General features: G+C 71.0%; 11 protein-coding genes and 1 pseudogene. 10 read left to right on the top strand and 2 right to left on the bottom strand.

From position 1 onward, the window contains the following. Positions 1-91: 91 nt before the first annotated feature. The 4 genes and pseudogenes from NQO67_RS29285 to NQO67_RS29270 all read left to right on the top strand — a co-directional run. The gene (locus NQO67_RS29285; RefSeq protein WP_374119192.1) at positions 92-826 is read left to right on the top strand and encodes a type II secretion system F family protein; all 735 of its coding nucleotides are present in this window, start codon (positions 92-94) and stop codon (positions 824-826) included. A gap of 135 nt (positions 827-961) precedes the next feature. Continuing rightward, entirely contained in the window at positions 962-1,477 is a 516-nt protein-coding gene (locus tag NQO67_RS29280) for a DUF4244 domain-containing protein (RefSeq protein ID WP_255953307.1), read from the top strand. A 136-nt stretch (positions 1,478-1,613) separates the two neighbouring features. After that, positions 1,614-2,084 (top strand): TadE family type IV pilus minor pilin, encoded by a 471-nt coding sequence (locus NQO67_RS44370; RefSeq protein ID WP_374119186.1) that lies wholly within the window; start codon positions 1,614-1,616, stop codon positions 2,082-2,084. A 3-nt stretch (positions 2,085-2,087) separates the two neighbouring features. Further along, positions 2,088-2,561, top strand: a pseudogene (locus tag NQO67_RS29270) (Rv3654c family TadE-like protein); the annotation flags it as partial. 225 nt (positions 2,562-2,786) lie between these two features. Here the strand turns inward: NQO67_RS29270 and sftH are convergent. Beyond that, on the bottom strand, positions 2,787-5,390 hold the full coding sequence (gene sftH / locus NQO67_RS29265) for a DEAD/DEAH box helicase (protein ID WP_255953305.1): 2,604 nt from the start codon (positions 5,388-5,390) through the stop codon (positions 2,787-2,789). 161 nt (positions 5,391-5,551) lie between these two features. On the opposite strand from sftH, the gene bldG reads away from it, so the two are divergent. The 4 genes from bldG to NQO67_RS29245 all read left to right on the top strand — a co-directional run bounded on the left by bldG (position 5,552) and on the right by NQO67_RS29245 (position 11,056). Beyond that, entirely contained in the window at positions 5,552-5,893 is a 342-nt protein-coding gene (gene bldG / locus NQO67_RS29260) for an anti-sigma factor antagonist BldG (protein ID WP_010986038.1), read from the top strand. 95 nt (positions 5,894-5,988) lie between these two features. Further along, positions 5,989-6,417, top strand: coding sequence for an ATP-binding protein (locus NQO67_RS29255; RefSeq protein WP_255953304.1), 429 nt, complete (start codon positions 5,989-5,991; stop codon positions 6,415-6,417). 1,160 nt (positions 6,418-7,577) lie between these two features. Continuing rightward, entirely contained in the window at positions 7,578-10,043 is a 2,466-nt protein-coding gene (locus NQO67_RS29250; RefSeq protein WP_255953303.1) for a sodium-translocating pyrophosphatase, read from the top strand. 455 nt (positions 10,044-10,498) lie between these two features. Further along, positions 10,499-11,056, top strand: coding sequence for a small secreted protein (locus NQO67_RS29245; protein ID WP_255953302.1), 558 nt, complete (start codon positions 10,499-10,501; stop codon positions 11,054-11,056). A gap of 256 nt (positions 11,057-11,312) precedes the next feature. On the opposite strand, the gene NQO67_RS29240 is transcribed toward NQO67_RS29245, so the two are convergent. Continuing rightward, complete coding sequence (locus NQO67_RS29240; protein ID WP_255953301.1) at positions 11,313-11,606, bottom strand: hypothetical protein; 294 nt, start codon at positions 11,604-11,606, stop codon at positions 11,313-11,315. A 40-nt stretch (positions 11,607-11,646) separates the two neighbouring features. Here NQO67_RS29240 and NQO67_RS29235 point away from each other — a divergent pair, with 40 nt between their 5' ends. Further along, the gene (locus tag NQO67_RS29235; RefSeq protein WP_255953300.1) at positions 11,647-13,191 is read left to right on the top strand and encodes a DUF7059 domain-containing protein; all 1,545 of its coding nucleotides are present in this window, start codon (positions 11,647-11,649) and stop codon (positions 13,189-13,191) included. Between the two features lie 464 nt (positions 13,192-13,655). After that, entirely contained in the window at positions 13,656-16,481 is a 2,826-nt protein-coding gene (gene topA, locus NQO67_RS29230; RefSeq protein WP_255953395.1) for a type I DNA topoisomerase, read from the top strand. The last annotated feature ends 35 nt before the right edge of the window (positions 16,482-16,516 follow it).

Here is a 16,516-nt window from a genome sequence, read left to right as displayed (position 1 = left end):
GCCTGGCACGGGACCCGGTGCGGCGCCGGGAGCGGGGGTGCCGCGTGGTGCGGCCCGCCTTGGGGTGCTGGGCGGTGTGGTTCGGGTCGGGGTGCCGCGTGGTGCGGAGACGGGTGGAAGCCACCGGCCTGAGGACAAGTCCGGAGGGCGCCGCCGTGTGGACGAGAAAGGGCGCCACCCCGAGGGCAGGAAGAAGCAGCGCCCGAGGCGGTTGGTTCGTGGCGCTGTGCGGCGGTGGTTGCTGGCGGCCGGGGCGGTGTGTGCCGGATACGCGCTGGTGGGAGGGGTCCTGGGCGGCCTGCTCGGGATGCTGTGCGGTGGCGGCGTCTGGTGGTGGCAGAGCAGACCGGTACCGGTTGAGGAGTTCGACGCGGCCCGCGCCGTACGGGAACTTCCACTCGCCGCTGACCTGCTGGCGGCATGCATTGCGGCAGGTGCCGACCCGGTGACGGCGGCACGGGTGGTCGGGGAGTCGTTGGAGGGGCCGGTTGGCCGGCGGCTGGCATGGGGCGCCGCGGAACTACGACTCGGCGGTGAGCCGGCGGAGGCGTGGCGCCGGCTCGCCTCGGTCCCCGGTGCCCGCCACCTCGCCCGGTTGCTGGAGCGCGCGGGCGACTCGGGCGCTCCGGCGGCCGCGCCGGTCGCCCGGCTGGCCGCGGAGGCCCGAGCTGAGCGGGGCCGGTCGGCGACGACCACGGCGCGCCGTGCCGCCGTCCTCATCACCGCGCCGGTGGGGCTGTGCTTCCTGCCCGCCTTCATCACGGTCGGCGTCGTGCCGATCCTCATCGGGCTGGCGGGCGGGCTGCTGGGGGGAGGCGGTCGCTGAGACGTCGACGACGAACGGGCTCGCGGGGCGGGCGAGGACGAGCCGCGGATCAGGGACAAGCGGCAGATCAGGCACGAGCAGCAGATCAGGCACGAGCAGCAGATCAAGGACAACCAAAGGGAGAGGGCAGCACGCATGCAGGTAGAAGCAGCACCGAAGCAGCGTCCAGCGGGAACAGATTCGACGACGGGAGCGACACAGTCCGCGCCCAGTGCGGGTGGGGGACGGAAAGCCCGACGCGGGGGACGTCCCGCCTCGGGGCCACGCACACCGTGCCCGGTGGAACAGGGCCCGCCGGAAAGGCCGCCGGCACAGGTCACGGACCAGAGCTCGAGGGCGGTGAGCCGCACCGTCGCGAAGTGTGAGGAGCACGAGAAGTGTGAGGAGCACGGGGAGCGTGAGAAGCGCGATCAGACGGGGGCGGGGGCAGGGGCAGCCTCGGCCGGTGTGCGCCGGCTGGCACGGGTGCGCCGTGTGCGGGAGGTGGCGCGGGCGGCAACGCGGGATGCGGGGATGGCCACTTCCGAATACGCGGTGGGCCTGATTGCGGCGACCGGGTTCGCCGCGGTGCTCGGCAAGGTCCTGACGAGTTCTTGGGCTCGGGCGGCGTTGCAGAGCATGGTGGGGAAGGCCTTCGGTGTCCAGTTCTGAGGTCCGTGGCGCGCGGGTGCGTGACGCGCGGGTGCTTGACGCCCGTGGTGTTCGGGGTGCTCGGGCCCGAGCAGCGGGCGTGGACCGGGGGGCGCCCGATGGTCGGGACGCCGGATTCGTCACGGCGGAGGCGGCCGTGGTGTTACCCGCCTTGGTGCTGTTCGCGATGGGCCTCCTGTGGGCGCTGCTGGCCGCTGGAGCCCAGATCCAGTGCATCGACGCCGCTCGGGCCGGGGCCCGAGCGGCGGCCCGTCAGGATCCGTACGACGCGGCGGTGGCGGCGGCCGAGCAGGCAGCACCCAAGGGCGCCCGGGTGACGCTGCGGCGCGAGGGTGACCTGGTACGCGTCCGTGTGGAGGCGGACACTCCGGGCCCCGCGCTGCTCGCGCTGCACCTGCACCAGGAGGCCGTTGCCATGGCCGAGGAAACGGTGGGGGACAGCGGTGCGGCCGATGACGGAGCCCATGCGGCTGCTGACGGAACCCAGCCACACGTCGCCGCCAAGGCCCACGTGGGCACTGTGACGGGTGACCTGGGCACTGTGACCGGTGGCCTGGGCACCGCGGCCGTTGATCGGAACCGGCCGACCGCATCGGGGGGCGGCTGAGCCATGACAACAACCATCCCACCGGAGCAGGTGGCCGCCGCGCCGGACGCACTCAGGCGAGGCATCGCCGCCGTCTCCTCTCCCACACGTGCCGCCCCCTCTCCCACACGTGCCGCCCCCTCACCCACGCCTGCCGCCCCTTCACCAACGTCTGCCACCCCCACGTCCGCGTCTGCCACCCCGTTGGCGCATCCCCCGCCCGATGCCGGTTCCGGCCTCGGGGGTGACCGTGGCTCGGCCACCGTGGGAGCGGTCGCCGTGATCGTGATGTTGATGCTGGTCTTCGGGGCGTTGTTGACCGTGGCGCAGGTGGTGGCGGCCCGGCACCGGGCAGGCGGTGCCGCCGATCTCGCCGCTCTCGCGGCTGCGGACCACTGGAGTGAGGGCCGCGCGCAGGCTTGCGACGCAGCGGGACGGGTTGCCGCGGCGCAGGGGGCCAGGGTCGTGCGGTGCGCGGTGCGCGGTCAGATCTCGGACGTCACAGCGGCCGTGGATTCCGGTCCCTTCACCCCGAAGGTCAGGGCCCGTGCGGGCCCCGTGGGTCCGATACCGGCGCCACCGGATCCGCCACCGGACGCGCGGGACTCGCCGGACGCGCCATCGGTCCCACCACCGGGTTCGTGGGACGCGCCACCGGGGCAGCGGGGACACCCCACCGGGCCCACCGCCAGCCCCACCAGCCCCACCACGCAACGCGCTCCGTCAGCCACTGGAAGCGTCTGCCGCGTCTGCCGCGTCCGCCACCTCCCTGCTTCCCGCCACCTCCCTGCTTCCCGCACCCTCCGTGCTTCCCGCACCCTCCGTGCTTCCCGCACCCTCCGTGCTTCCCGCACCCTCCGTGCTTCCCGCACCCTCCGTGCTTCCCGCACCCTCCGTGCTTCCCGCACTCTCCGTGCTTCCCGCACCCTCCGTGCCCACCATCGCATCCGTCGCATCCATCCCCTCCGCCCCCCGAAGCAGCACCGTCAGCAGGCGCACGGCGCCCCGTTTGTGCAGGGGATCGTTGCCGTTGCCGCACTTGGGGGACTGGATGCAGGAGGGGCAGCCGGCGTCGCACTCGCAGGAGGCGATGGCCTCGCGGGTCGCGGTGAGCCACTCGCGTGCCGTGTGGAAGGCGCGCTCGGCGAATCCGGCGCCGCCCGGGTGGCCGTCGTAGACGAAGACGGTGGGCAGCAGGGTGTCGGGGTGCAGCGGGATCGACACGCCGCCGATGTCCCAGCGGTCACAGGTGGCGAAGAGCGGCAGGATGCCGATCGAGGCGTGTTCGGCAGCGTGCAGGGCGCCGCCCAACTGCTCGGGATTGACACGGGCGGCGTCCAGCTGGTCCTCGGTGACGGTCCACCACACCGCACGGGTGCGCAGCGTGCGGGGCGGCAGGTCGAGCTTGGTCTCGCCCAGCACCTCGCCCGTGATGACCCGGCGGCGCAGAAAGGAGACGACCTGGTTGGTGACCTCGACGGAGCCGTAGCAGAGGCGGCCGTCGCCCCAGGGCACTTCGGTGTCGGTGTCGAGAATGGAGATGGCGGTGGTGTCGCGGGCCATGGTGGTGTACGGCGGCTCGGCCGCTTCGACCAGCGCGGCACCGCCCTCCAGGTCCAGCTCCCGCACCACGTACGTGCGGCCCTGATGGAGGTGGACGGCGCCTTCGTGGACGGTGGTGTGCGCGGCCGACGCGTCCACGGTGCCGAGCAGCCGTCCCGTTCCGGCCTCCACGATCTGCACCGGATCGCCGCTCTCGCCGCGGATGCCGGTGAGGTCGGCGGCCCGCTCCCGGCGGGTCCAGTGCCAGGCCTTCGTACGGCGACGCAGCAGCCGTGCCGCCTCCAGCTGGGGCAGCAGTTCCTCGGTCGCCGGGCCGAAAAGGGGCAGGTCGTCGTCGGTGAGCGGCATCTCCTCGGCAGCGGCGCACAGGTGCGGTGCCAGTACGTACGGATTGTCCGGGTCGAGCACGGTGGACTCCACGGGCTGCTGGAACACCGCCTCGGGATGGTGGACGAGATAGGTGTCCAGCGGATCGTCGCGTGCGACCAGCACCGCCAGCGCCCCCTGCCCGGTGCGTCCGGCACGGCCCGCCTGCTGCCACAGCGAGGCGCGGGTGCCCGGGTAGCCGGCTATGAGGACGGAGTCGAGGCCGGAGACGTCGACGCCGAGTTCCAGGGCGGTGGTGGCGGCGAGGCCGAGGAGTTCGCCGGTGTGCAGGGCGCGCTCGAGGGCACGCCGCTCCTCGGGGAGGTAACCGCCCCGGTAGGCGGCCACCCGGCCGGGCAGGGAGCGGTCCACCGAGGCGAGCCGTTCCTGGGCGATCACCGAGATCAGCTCGGCGGCCCGCCGGGAGCGCACGAAGGCGACGGTGCGAACGCCCTGCACGACGAGGTCGGTCAGCAGGTCCGCGGTCTCCGCGGTGGCGGTGCGCCGGACGGGGGCGCCCTTCTCGCCGTGCAACTCGGTGAGCGGTGGCTCCCAGAGGGCGAAGACGAGCTCGCCGCGCGGCGAGGCGTCGTCGCTGATCTCGTGCACCGGCACGCCGGTCAGCCGGCGCGCCGCGACGGCCGGCTCGGCGGCGGTGGCGGAGGCGAGCAGGAAGACGGGCGTCGAGCCGTAGCGGGCGCAGAGCCGGCGCAGGCGGCGCAGTACCTGGGCGACGTGCGAGCCGAAGACACCGCGGTAGGTGTGGCACTCGTCGATGACGACATAGCGCAGCGCGCGCAGGAAGGAGGACCAGCGGGGGTGGGACGGCAGGATGCCCCGGTGCAGCATGTCGGGGTTGGTCAGTACATAGGTGGCGTACTGGCGTACCCACTCGCGTTCCTCAACGGCCGTGTCGCCGTCGTACACGGCGGGCCGCACCGCGTTGCCGAGTGGCTGGACGAATTCCTTCACCATCCGGCGCTGGTCGGCGGCGAGGGCTTTGGTGGGCGCCAGGTAGAGGGCGGTCGCGCCGCGCCCGTTCGGCGCCTCGGAGCCGTCCAGCAGGGTGCTCAGCACCGGCACCAGATAGGCCAGGGACTTTCCGGAGGCGGTGCCCGTGGACACGACGACGGATTCGCCGTCGAGTGCATGTTCGGCCGCGAGCGCCTGATGGGCCCAGGGATGCTCGATTCCTGCCGCTTGGACTGCGCGGATGATCTCCGGTCGGATACGGTCGGGCCAGACGGCATGGCGCCCCGCACGTGGGGGCAAGTGCTCCGTATGGGTGATGCGCGAAGCCGGGTCACGCCCCGGGGCCAGACGGTCTAGTACCGCCTGCGGGGAGAGCCGGGCTGCGGTGTCCGCTGGGGATCGATCGGGACGGAGATTCTTGGGCATCGGCACCGAGTGTGTCACCGGCACGACGGACAATGGACCCAAGGCGTCGTGCACGTCTGTCGTAAGTGATTGAATGCCATCGCGGCTGGCGATCCGTCCCGGGGGTTCAAGCCGAGGTGTCCCTAGGGGCGACCGCTCGATAGCAAGGTGCTGGAGGATCCGTGGACCTGTCCCTGTCGACTCGTACTGTCGGCGATCGTACGGTCGTCGAGGTCGGTGGCGAAATCGATGTGTATACCGCGCCCAAGCTGCGCGAACAGCTGGTCGAGCTGGTGAACGACGGCAACTTCCATCTTGTCGTCGACATGGAGGGCGTGGACTTCCTCGACTCCACCGGGCTCGGCGTGCTGGTCGGTGGCCTGAAGCGAGTGCGCGCCCACGAGGGCTCGCTGCGCCTGGTCTGCAACCAGGAGCGCATTCTCAAGATCTTCCGTATCACCGGCCTGACGAAGGTGTTCCCGATCCACACCTCGGTCGAGGAAGCGGTCGCGGCCACCGACTGAGCCGGTGCCCCGGACCGTGTGTCCGGGTTGTGTTCTCGGGGGGCCGGGCGGCGAGCCCGGCCCCCTCAAGCAATTTCGTACGCCAAGGGGGATGCATGGCCACCGTCGAACTCCGCTTCAGTGCGCTGCCTGAGCATGTGCGGACGGCACGTCTGGTGGCGGCCGCGGTGGCGCGCAGGTCGGGGGTCGAGGAGGCCGTGCTCGACGAGGTGCGGCTCGCCGTGGGCGAGGCCTGCACCCGCGCCGTCGGCCTGCACCAGAGCAACGGCGTTTCGGCGCCGGTACGGGTGCTGCTGATCGAGGACGAGAAGCAGTTCTCCATCGAGGTCGGCGATGAGGCGCCGCATGCCACCGTCGGCCCCGGCGGGGCGGGTGCGGGCGCCGAGGCGGACGGTGAGAGCGAGGACGAGATGGGCCTCGCGGTCATCAGCGGCCTCGTCGACGACGTGGAGGTCAAGACGGACGAGGCGGGCGGCCACATCCGCATGAGCTGGCCCACGCCGCCCACCGCGCTGCTGCCCTAGGTCCTGTCGTCAAACTCGCGTCGTTGCCCGCAGGGCGGCTCGGCGGCGTCAGGTGCGTGCTCTCGGCGTGCCGGGCGCGAGTCCGCGTACTGGATGTACGTGGGCTTGTGCCCGGTGCGGCGAGAGTGCGTGCATGGCGTCGCCGGGCAGACGGGAGTTTGACGACAGGGCCTAGCCGACACGGAGCCACGGAGCCAGCGGGACAGGACCCGGCACCCGGATCCGACGCCAGCGACTCGTCCGCCGCGTGACGGCGTGGTGACATCCCGTGCGGCTACGTCCAGAGCAGAGACCTCCAGCGCAGAGACCTCCAGCGCAGCTACATCCAGTGCGGCGACATCCGGAGAGGGACATCCAGCGCAGCTACATCCAGTGCGGCGACATCCGGAGAGGGACATCCAGCGCAGCGAATCCGGTGCCGCGAAACGCTGTGGTCCTGAGGACCGCGCGCTGCCCTGTCGCGGGCTCCACCGGCAGCAGGGGTGCCGTCTCTGCCCCGGGCATCCCAGGCGTAGCAGGCGTCTTGACCGTCACTTCTGCGCCAGACTTTCGCCCGCGTCTCTGACGTCTCCGGTACGACTCCCCGCCGGACAGCCACCCGGTGGGGCCCGTTCCCGGCTCGGCTGCGCGGCCCACTCCCCGCAGCAGTCCCTCCCAGGCGGCCTCCGCCCGCCGCCGCCCTGGCAGGGGCTCCAGGGGGGCTCGTCGGCTACCCGAGCCCGCGCCCTCACCTGCTGCCGAGCCCCGCCGACACGCCCGACCCGCCCCTGCACCACCCGCACGTTGCCGGCCCCCGCGTCCGGCGGAGCCTCGGTGCGACCCGTACGACCAGCGGGATTGTCATTCTGCCGCCGGCAATCCCTTGATCAATCAGCTGATCATTTATTTGATCGCCTCATGGGTCATTATTCAGTTCATCTGCACTGTTTATCTGGACCTTTCCAGTGATGGATGACCTGCTTATCGATCATTAGCCTCGCGTCAATGCCTTAGAGGCATTACATCTTTCGTGGGTGGCTCATCCTGGGTGATCATTAGCTTGATCATTCACGAAGGGGCAGGTGCGGGCCAATTCCGATTGCGGCGCCCTGTTTAGATCTGGATCTGCTCCCTACAATCCGTCCACATCTTGAGCTCAGCCCAAGCGTCAAGGAGGACGAATGGCGGGGCTTTCTACCCCACAACAGATTGACCACCCCTCAACCCTCGCAGCCGCAGTACTGACCGACGACAACCGCTTGATCGTGGCGGTCATCGGGATCGTCGCCCTCGCCGCACTCGCTGTCGCCGGAATCCTGGTCCGCCAGGTGCTCGCGGCGGGCGAGGGAACCGACAGCATGAAGAAGATCGCAGCCGCGGTCCAGGAAGGCGCAGCCGCCTATCTGGCCCGTCAGCTGCGGACCCTCGGCGTATTCGCCGTCGTGGTGTTCTTCCTGCTCCTGCTGCTGCCTGCGGACGACTGGAATCAGCGTGCCGGGCGATCGGTGTTCTTCCTGATCGGCGCGGCCTTCTCGGCCGCCACCGGCTATATCGGCATGTGGCTCGCCGTGCGCAGCAACGTGCGCGTGGCGGCCGCCGCGAGAAAGGCCACTCCGGGCGAGGGCGAGCCAGAAAAGGATCTCACCACCGTCTCGCACGAGGCCATGAAGATCGCTTTCCGCACGGGCGGCGTCGTCGGCATGTTCACGGTGGGGCTCGGTCTACTGGGCGCCTCCTGTGTGGTGCTGGTGTACGCGGCCGATGCACCGAAGGTGCTGGAGGGCTTCGGCCTCGGCGCCGCGCTGATCGCGATGTTCATGCGTGTCGGCGGCGGCATCTTCACCAAGGCCGCCGACGTCGGCGCCGACCTGGTCGGCAAGGTCGAACAGGGCATTCCGGAGGACGATCCGCGCAATGCCGCGACCATCGCCGACAACGTGGGCGACAACGTCGGCGACTGCGCGGGCATGGCCGCCGACCTCTTCGAGTCCTACGCCGTCACGCTGGTCGCCGCGCTCATCCTGGGCAAGGCGGCCTTCGGCGACTCGGGCCTGGCGTTCCCGCTGATCGTGCCCGCGATCGGCGTGATCACCGCGATGATCGGCATCTTCGCGGTGGCCCCGCGCCGCTCCGACCGCAGCGGCATGTCCGCGATCAACCGCGGCTTCTTCATCTCCGCGGTGATCTCCCTGGTCCTGGTCGCCGTCGCGGTCTTCACCTACCTGCCGTCCTCGTACGCCAGCCTGGACGGTGTGACCGACGCGGCGATCAAGGCCAAGAACGGCGATCCGCGGGTCCTGGCCCTGGTGGCCGTGGCCATCGGCATCGTGCTCGCCGCCCTCATCCAGCAGCTCACCGGGTACTTCACCGAGACCAACCGGCGCCCCGTCATGGACGTCGGCAAGACCTCGCTGACCGGCCCGGCGACCGTCGTGCTCTCCGGCATCTCGCTCGGGCTCGAATCGGCCGTCTACACGGCGCTGCTGATCGGCCTCGGCGTGTACGGGGCGTTCCTGCTCGGCGGTACGTCGATCATGCTGGCGCTGTTCGCGGTGGCGCTCGCCGGTACCGGCCTGCTCACCACGGTCGGTGTGATCGTCGCCATGGACACCTTCGGACCGGTCTCCGACAACGCGCAGGGCATCGCCGAGATGTCCGGCGACGTCGAGGGCGCCGGCGCGCAGGTGCTCACCGACCTCGACGCGGTCGGCAACACCACCAAGGCCATCACCAAGGGCATCGCCATCGCCACCGCCGTACTGGCGGCGTCGGCGCTGTTCGGGTCGTTCCGTGACGCGATCACCTCGGCGGCGCACGACGTCGGTGAGAAGGTCGGCAGCGGTGCTCCGATGAACCTGGTGATGGACATCTCGCAGCCGAACAACCTGGTCGGCCTGATCGCGGGCGCGGCCGTCGTCTTCCTCTTCTCCGGTCTCGCGATCAACGCGGTGTCGCGTTCCGCGGGCGCGGTGGTCTTCGAGGTGCGGCGGCAGTTCAAGGAGAAGCCCGGGATCATGGACTACTCCGAGCAGCCCGAGTACGGCCGCGTGGTCGACATCTGCACCAAGGACGCGCTGCGTGAACTGGCGACTCCGGGTCTGCTCGCCGTGATGGCGCCGATCGCCATCGGCTTCACGCTCGGCGTCGGGGCGCTCGGCGCGTACCTCGCGGGTGCCATCGGCACCGGGACGCTCATGGCGGTGTTCCTCGCCAACTCCGGCGGTGCCTGGGACAACGCCAAGAAGCTCGTCGAGGACGGCCACCACGGTGGCAAGGGCAGCGAGGCGCACTCCGCGACGGTGATCGGCGACACCGTCGGCGACCCCTTCAAGGACACCGCGGGCCCGGCGATCAACCCGCTGCTGAAGGTGATGAACCTCGTCGCGCTGCTCATCGCGCCCGCGGTCGTCAAGTTCAGCTTCGGCGACAGTGCCAACGCCGGTCTGCGGGCGGTCATCGCGATCCTCGCCCTCGGCATCATCATCGGGGCGGTCTACGTGTCCAAGCGGCGCGGTATCGCCGTGGGCGACGACACCGACGGTGGGGACGACGCCGACAAAGGGGACAGCGCGCAAGGCAAGGCCGGCAAGGGCAACGGGAAAGGGGGCAAGGTAGACGAGTCGGCGGACGCGGCAGTGGTGTCGTGACACCGGACCGGCCTTCGACCGGTGCCATTTCCGGCGACGAATGAGTGCTGACCGTCGATCATCTCGTTGATCGACGGTCAAGGGACGGGCGGGCAGCGCGCATCGACGCGCTGCCCGCCCGCCTGTGTGTGGCCGCCGCCGTTATGGCCGCCGCCCGTGTCCGGCCGCTCTGCCTCGCGACGGCACCGCGAACCCACCACGAACCCGCCGCGGAGGCAACGCGAGGGCGCCGCGGAGGCCCCGCGTCGGCTGCGTGCCGCAGGGTGATCCGCTGACGGTGCCGACGCGTGAGCCGGGTGGCCGGTTCGACACCGTCGGCCGTGACCCGTGAGCCATCTCTCTCCTCGGGCAAATGACCCTAAGCGCATCCATAGTCGGGCATACAGCGTGGGCTCGGTGGGCGGGCGGCGTGTATGTTCCGGGGCCGGAAGTCATTGGAGAAGGGGCCCATCCAGGTGAACAAGAAGCTCGCAGCCGCACTGTCCGGTGGCGCGGTACTCGTACTGACGCTGTCGGCGTGCGACAGCAACAAGGAGCTCGACGCCTGGGCCAAGTCCGTCTGCGACGACGTGCAGCCGCAGGCGAAGAAGATCGGCTTGGCCAATACCGAGATCCAGAAGGTGACCTCGGACAACAGCAAGCCGGAGGACGTCCAGAAGACCGACTCCAAGGCCTTCAAGGACATGTCCGACGCCTACCGGGCGATCGCCGCCGCGGTGACCAAGGCTGGTGCACCCCCCGTCGACGGTGGCGACGGCAAGAAGCAGGACGCCGTCAAGGAGCTCAACGACACCGCGCACTCCTACGCCGATCTGAAGAAGCAGGTCGACGGCCTGGACACCAAGGACCAGTCGAAGTTCGCCGACGGCCTCGATGACGTGGCCACGCGCCTGGGCACGCTGGTCAAGAACGGCGATGACGCCCTGAAGAAGCTCGAAGAGGGCGACGTCGGCGAGGCGATGGGCAAGCAGGAGAGCTGCAAGACCACGACCACACCGGGCTCGGAGAGCTGACACCCCGGCGCACGCCCCACGGCGCGTGGCCCCACGGCCCACGCGGCTCATAGGGCACCGCCCACGGCTCACGGGTCCCCGAGCGCGGGCGCACGCACACGCCGGACGGCTCGGCGCCCCCTCCTCGCGGGCCCCTCCTCCTTACTATGCGTCCTGCTCGTCGCTGGACCATGCGTCTTGCTGGCCGCTGGACCATGCGTCTTGCCGGGCGCCCTTCCCCGCCGACGCCTCCGGCCGGCTGGCTGACGCCCCCTCCCTACGAGGGATGGCGAAGGTCGTTACGAGGGATGGCGTGGATCGTCTCGCTGATCGACAGGATGGCCGGTTCCAGTCGACACAATGGTCCCGTGAGTAGCACCAGCCCGGCAGGTCTGCCCCTGTCGCCCAACGCATCGTCGCCCGCATCCGCCTCCTCCGCCCCACCCAGCCCACCTGACGCGTCCTCGACATCCGCCGCATCCACCGCGTCCGATGCATCCACCTCATCCACCTCGTCTGCCCCATCCGCCGGATCCGCCGGATCGTCCCCGCCGCCGTCCTCCGACTCCACTGCCCCGAGGACGTCCGAAGGAGCCGAGGCCGCTGCCCGGTTGCGCGACGCGCTGCTGGCCGCGGGTTTCACCGACGAAGGGCTGCTCGGCCTGCTCGGGGCTCCCGCGTACGCGGCCCTGGCGCGCGGCGAGACGGTGCCCGCGCTGCGTGCCACCCGCGGTGACACCCCGCTGGAGACCCTCGTCCGCCTCTTCCTGCTCCAGCAGCCCGTCCCCAGGGCCCGCGCGGCCGCCATCCTGCCCGTCGAGCAGTGCCTGGCGAGCGGCTGGCTGACCCCTGCGGGCACCGCCCGGGCCACCGGCGGAGCGGGGGACGGTGCGCAGGTCGCGGCGACCGTGGACGTGCGGCCCTACGCCGGACCGGGGGAGCGGGAAAAGGACTGGTTCATCGTCTCCGACCTGGGGTGCGCGGTCGGCGGCGCCTCGGGCATCGGCGGGCGCGGCCGGTCCGCCGACGCAGACGTGGTGCTCGGCGTCGGCGGCGCCTCCACGACGCTCGCCCAGCTCACCGTGCGCACCCCCGTGACCGCCGCCCTCGACCTCGGCACCGGCTCCGGCATCCAGGCGCTGCACGCAAGCCAGCACGCGTCCCGGGTCACCGCCACCGACGTCAACCCCCGGGCCCTGCGGTGTGCCGCACTGACCCTCGCGCTGTCCGGCGCCCCGGCCGCCGACCTGCGCGAGGGCTCGCTCTACGAGCCGGTGGGCGACGAGACGTACGACCTGATCGTGTCCAATCCGCCGTTCGTGATCTCCCCGGTGGGCACCGTCCCGGCCGCGTCCGGCGACGCCCGGTCCCGTGGCTGCCTCACCTACCGGGAAGCCGGAGTGGGCGGGGACGACCTGTGCCGGACGCTCGTCCAGGGCGCCGGGCAGCGTCTGAACGAGGGAGGGTATGCGCAGTTTCTGGCCAACTGGCAGCACGTGGCCGACGAGGACTGGACCGAACGCCTCCGCTCCTGGGTCCCGAGCGGCTGCGATGCGTGGATCGTCCAGCGCGAGGTGCAGGACGTCACCCAGTACGCCGAACTGTGGCTGCGCGACGCGGGTGAGCACCGTATGGACCCGGCCGGGTATGCGGCGCGCTACGACGCCTGGCTGGAGGAGTTCGCGCGGCGCCGCACGACGGCCGTCGGATTCGGGTGGATCACCCTGCGCAGGACCGGCTCCCAGGCGCCGTCCGTCACCGTCGAGGAGTGGCCGCACCCCGTGGAGCAGCCCCTCGGCGGGACCGTACGGGCGCACTTCGGCCGCCGGGACCAGCTCCGCACGTACGACGACGCGGCGCTGCTCGCCAGTCATCTGAGGCTCGCGCCCGACGTCGTGCAGGAGCAGGTCGGGCTGCCCGGCGCCGAGGACCCCGAGCACATCGTGCTGCGCCAGCAGCGTGGGATGCGCAGGGCCACCCGGGTCGACACGGTCGGCGCGGGCTTCGCCGGCGCATGCGACGGCACGCTCCCCGCCGGGCGGATCCTCGATGCGATCGCTCAGCTGATCGGGGAGGACCCGGTGCGGCTGCGGGACAGCATGCCCCCGCGGATCCGCCTCCTGATGGAGCAGGGCTTCCTGGAACCGGTCGGGTAGCACGGGACCGGCGGTGCCGCCGGCCGCGGGCAGCTGCGTGCCCCGGCGGGGCGGGGACTGTGGCGCGCAGGTCGCCGCCCCGCACACGGCCCGCGCGCCCCGCCGGCGCGCCCCCGGAGCGGAGCGGCGCGGCGGAGCGGCACGGCGCGAAACGGTGTGAATCCGATCGCATCGGCGCCCCCACGCCCGTCCCGTCCGGCAGCCGCGTCCGGCGGGCACGGCTCCCGTCAGGTTTAGGCTGGGAAGCCGGCCCACCGGACGGCCCGACGGAAAATTGAGAGATAACCCTCCGCATAGCCCGTACGGGCAGGTCGTGACGCCGGGCGGCAGGAACCGGGAAAGTCGGGTTACCGTTCGAGTGGCCGTTGCGGGCTTTCCCCGTTTGACACGGGGGCGGGATGTACCGTCACACTCCGCACCGTCAGCACATGTCCACCGAGCGTCGACCGGAGAGAAGAGCGAAGTTGTCCCCGACCAGCGAGACCGCACAGGGCGGCCGCCGACTCGTCATCGTCGAGTCGCCTGCCAAGGCGAAGACGATCAAGGGCTATCTCGGGCCCGGATACACCGTCGAGGCGAGCGTCGGGCACATCCGTGACCTCCCCAACGGCGCCGCCGAAGTCCCGGAGAAGTACACCGGCGAGGTGCGCCGCCTCGGCGTGGACGTGGAGCACGACTTCCAGCCCGTCTACGTCGTCAACGCTGACAAGAAGTCCCAGGTAAAGAAGCTCAAGGAACTGCTGCGCGAGTCCGACGAACTCTTCCTGGCGACGGATGAGGACCGCGAGGGCGAGGCGATCGCCTGGCACCTCCAGGAGGTCCTCAAGCCGAAGATCCCGGTGCACCGGATGGTCTTCCACGAGATCACCAAGGACGCCATCCGGGACGCCGTCGCCAACCCCCGCGAGCTGAACAAGAAGCTGGTCGACGCCCAGGAGACCCGCCGCATCCTCGACCGGCTGTACGGCTACGAGGTCTCCCCGGTGCTGTGGAAGAAGGTCATGCCGCGGCTGTCCGCTGGGCGTGTCCAGTCCGTCGCCACCCGGCTCGTCGTCGAGCGCGAGCGCGAGCGCATCGCGTTCCGCTCCGCCGAGTACTGGGACCTGACCGGCACCTTCGCCACCGGCCGTGCGGGTGATTCGTCCGACCCGGCGTCCCTGGTGGCCCGGCTGACCAGCGTGGACGGACGGCGTGTCGCCCAGGGCCGGGACTTCGACTCCCGCGGGCGGCTGAAGAGCGCGAACACCCTCCATCTCGACGAGGCGAACGCCCGCGCACTGGCCGTCGCACTGGAGCAGTCCGCGTTCGCGGTGCGCTCCGTCGAGTCCAAGCCGTACCGCCGCTCCCCGTACGCGCCGTTCCGCACCACCACCCTCCAGCAGGAGGCCAGCCGCAAGCTCGGCTTTGGCGCGAAGGCGACCATGCAGATCGCCCAGAAGCTGTACGAGAACGGCTTCATCACCTACATGCGTACGGACTCCACGACGCTCTCCGACACCGCAGTGACCGCCGCCCGCGCGCAGGTCACACAGCTCTACGGCGCCGACTACCTGCCGGAGCGCCCGCGCACCTACGCCGGCAAGGTCAAGAACGCGCAGGAGGCGCACGAGGCGATCCGCCCCTCCGGTGACCGGTTCCGCACCCCGGCCGAGACCGGTCTCACGGGTGACCAGTTCCGGCTGTACGAGCTGATCTGGAAGCGGACCGTCGCCTCCCAGATGAAGGACGCGGTCGGCAACAGCGTCACCGTCAAGATCGGCGGCCGGGCGAGCGACGGCCGCGAGGCCGAGTTCAGCGCCTCGGGCAAGACGATCACCTTCCACGGCTTCCTGAAGGCCTACGTGGAGGGCGCCGACGACCCGAACGCGGAGCTGGACGACCGCGAGCGCCGCCTGCCGCAGGTCGCCGAGGGCGATGCGCTGAGCGCCGAGGAGATCACCGCGGACGGCCACGCGACCAAGCCGCCGGCCCGCTACACCGAGGCCTCGCTGGTCAAGGAGCTGGAAGAGCGCGAGATCGGCCGCCCGTCGACGTACGCGTCGATCATCGGCACGATCCTGGACCGCGGCTACGTCTTCAAGAAGGGCACCGCACTCGTCCCGTCCTTCCTGTCCTTCGCCGTCGTCAACCTCCTGGAGAAGCACTTCGGGCGGCTCGTCGACTACGACTTCACCGCCCGCATGGAGGACGACCTCGACCGCATCGCACGCGGTGAGGCGCAGTCCGTGCCGTGGCTGAAGCGGTTCTACTTCGGCGAGGGCGACGCCCAGGGCGCCGACGGTGCCGCGGCCGCCGCCGGCAACGGCGACGGCGACCACCTCGGCGGCCTCAAGGAGCTCGTCACCGACCTGGGCGCGATCGACGCCCGCGAGGTGTCCTCGTTCCCCGTCGGCGACGGCATCGTGCTGCGCGTCGGGCGCTACGGCCCGTACGTCGAGCGCGGCAACCGCGACGAGGAGGGCCACCAGCGCGCCGACGTGCCCGGCGACCTCGCCCCCGACGAGCTGACGGTCGAGTACGCCGAGGAGCTGCTGGCCAAGCCGAGCGGTGACTTCGAGCTGGGCACCGACCCGTCGACCGGGCGCCAGATCGTCGCCAAGGACGGCCGCTACGGTCCGTACGTCACGGAGGTACTGCCCGAGGGCACCCCGAAGACCGGTAAGAACGCGGTCAAGCCGCGCACCGCCTCGCTGTTCAAGTCGATGTCCCTGGACACCGTCACGCTCGACGACGCCCTGAAGCTGATGTCGCTGCCGCGGATCGTGGGCACCGACCCGGAGGGCGTCGAGATCACCGCGCAGAACGGCCGCTACGGCCCGTACCTGAAGAAGGGCACGGACTCACGCTCGTTGCAGAGCGAGGAGCAGCTCTTCGACATCACCCTGGACGAGGCTCTCGCGATCTACGCCCAGCCCAAGCAGCGCGGTCGGGCGGCCGCCAAGCCGCCGCTCAAGGAGCTGGGCGAGGACCCGGAGAGCGGCCGGCCCGTCGTCGTCAAGGACGGTCGCTTCGGCCCGTACGTCACCGACGGCGAGACCAACGCCACGCTTCGCTCGGCCGACAGCGTGGAGGACATCACCCCCGAGCGCGGCTTCGAGCTGCTCGCCGAGAAGCGTGCCAAGGGCCCCGCCAAGAAGACGGCGAAGAAGACCGCGGCGAAGAAGACGGCGGCCAAGAAGGCCCCCGCGAAGAAGGCCGCCGCCAAGACGACGGCCAAGAAGACGACCAGCAAGACGGCGGCCAAGAAGACGACGGCGAAGTCCGCGGCGAAGAAGCCGACGGGGGAGTGAGGCACCAGCCGGGGGAGTACGGGACCACCGTCTCG

The organism is Streptomyces odontomachi (assembly GCF_024435355.1).
In the GTDB taxonomy this organism is placed as follows: Bacteria; Actinomycetota; Actinomycetes; order Streptomycetales; family Streptomycetaceae; genus Streptomyces; species Streptomyces odontomachi.
This window is presented reverse-complemented; position numbering and strand designations above follow the sequence as displayed.

Bases quoted from the DNA above. Each gene is read 5' to 3' on its own strand.
- NQO67_RS29280 (WP_255953307.1), top strand. From the start codon at position 962: ATGCAGGTAGAAGCAGCACCGAAGCAGCGTCCAGCGGGAACAGATTCG.
- sftH (WP_255953305.1), bottom strand. From the start codon at position 5,390: ATGCCCAAGAATCTCCGTCCCGATCGATCCCCAGCGGACACCGCAGCC.
- NQO67_RS29255 (WP_255953304.1), top strand. From the start codon at position 5,989: ATGGCCACCGTCGAACTCCGCTTCAGTGCGCTGCCTGAGCATGTGCGG.
- NQO67_RS29250 (WP_255953303.1), top strand. From the start codon at position 7,578: ATGGCGGGGCTTTCTACCCCACAACAGATTGACCACCCCTCAACCCTC.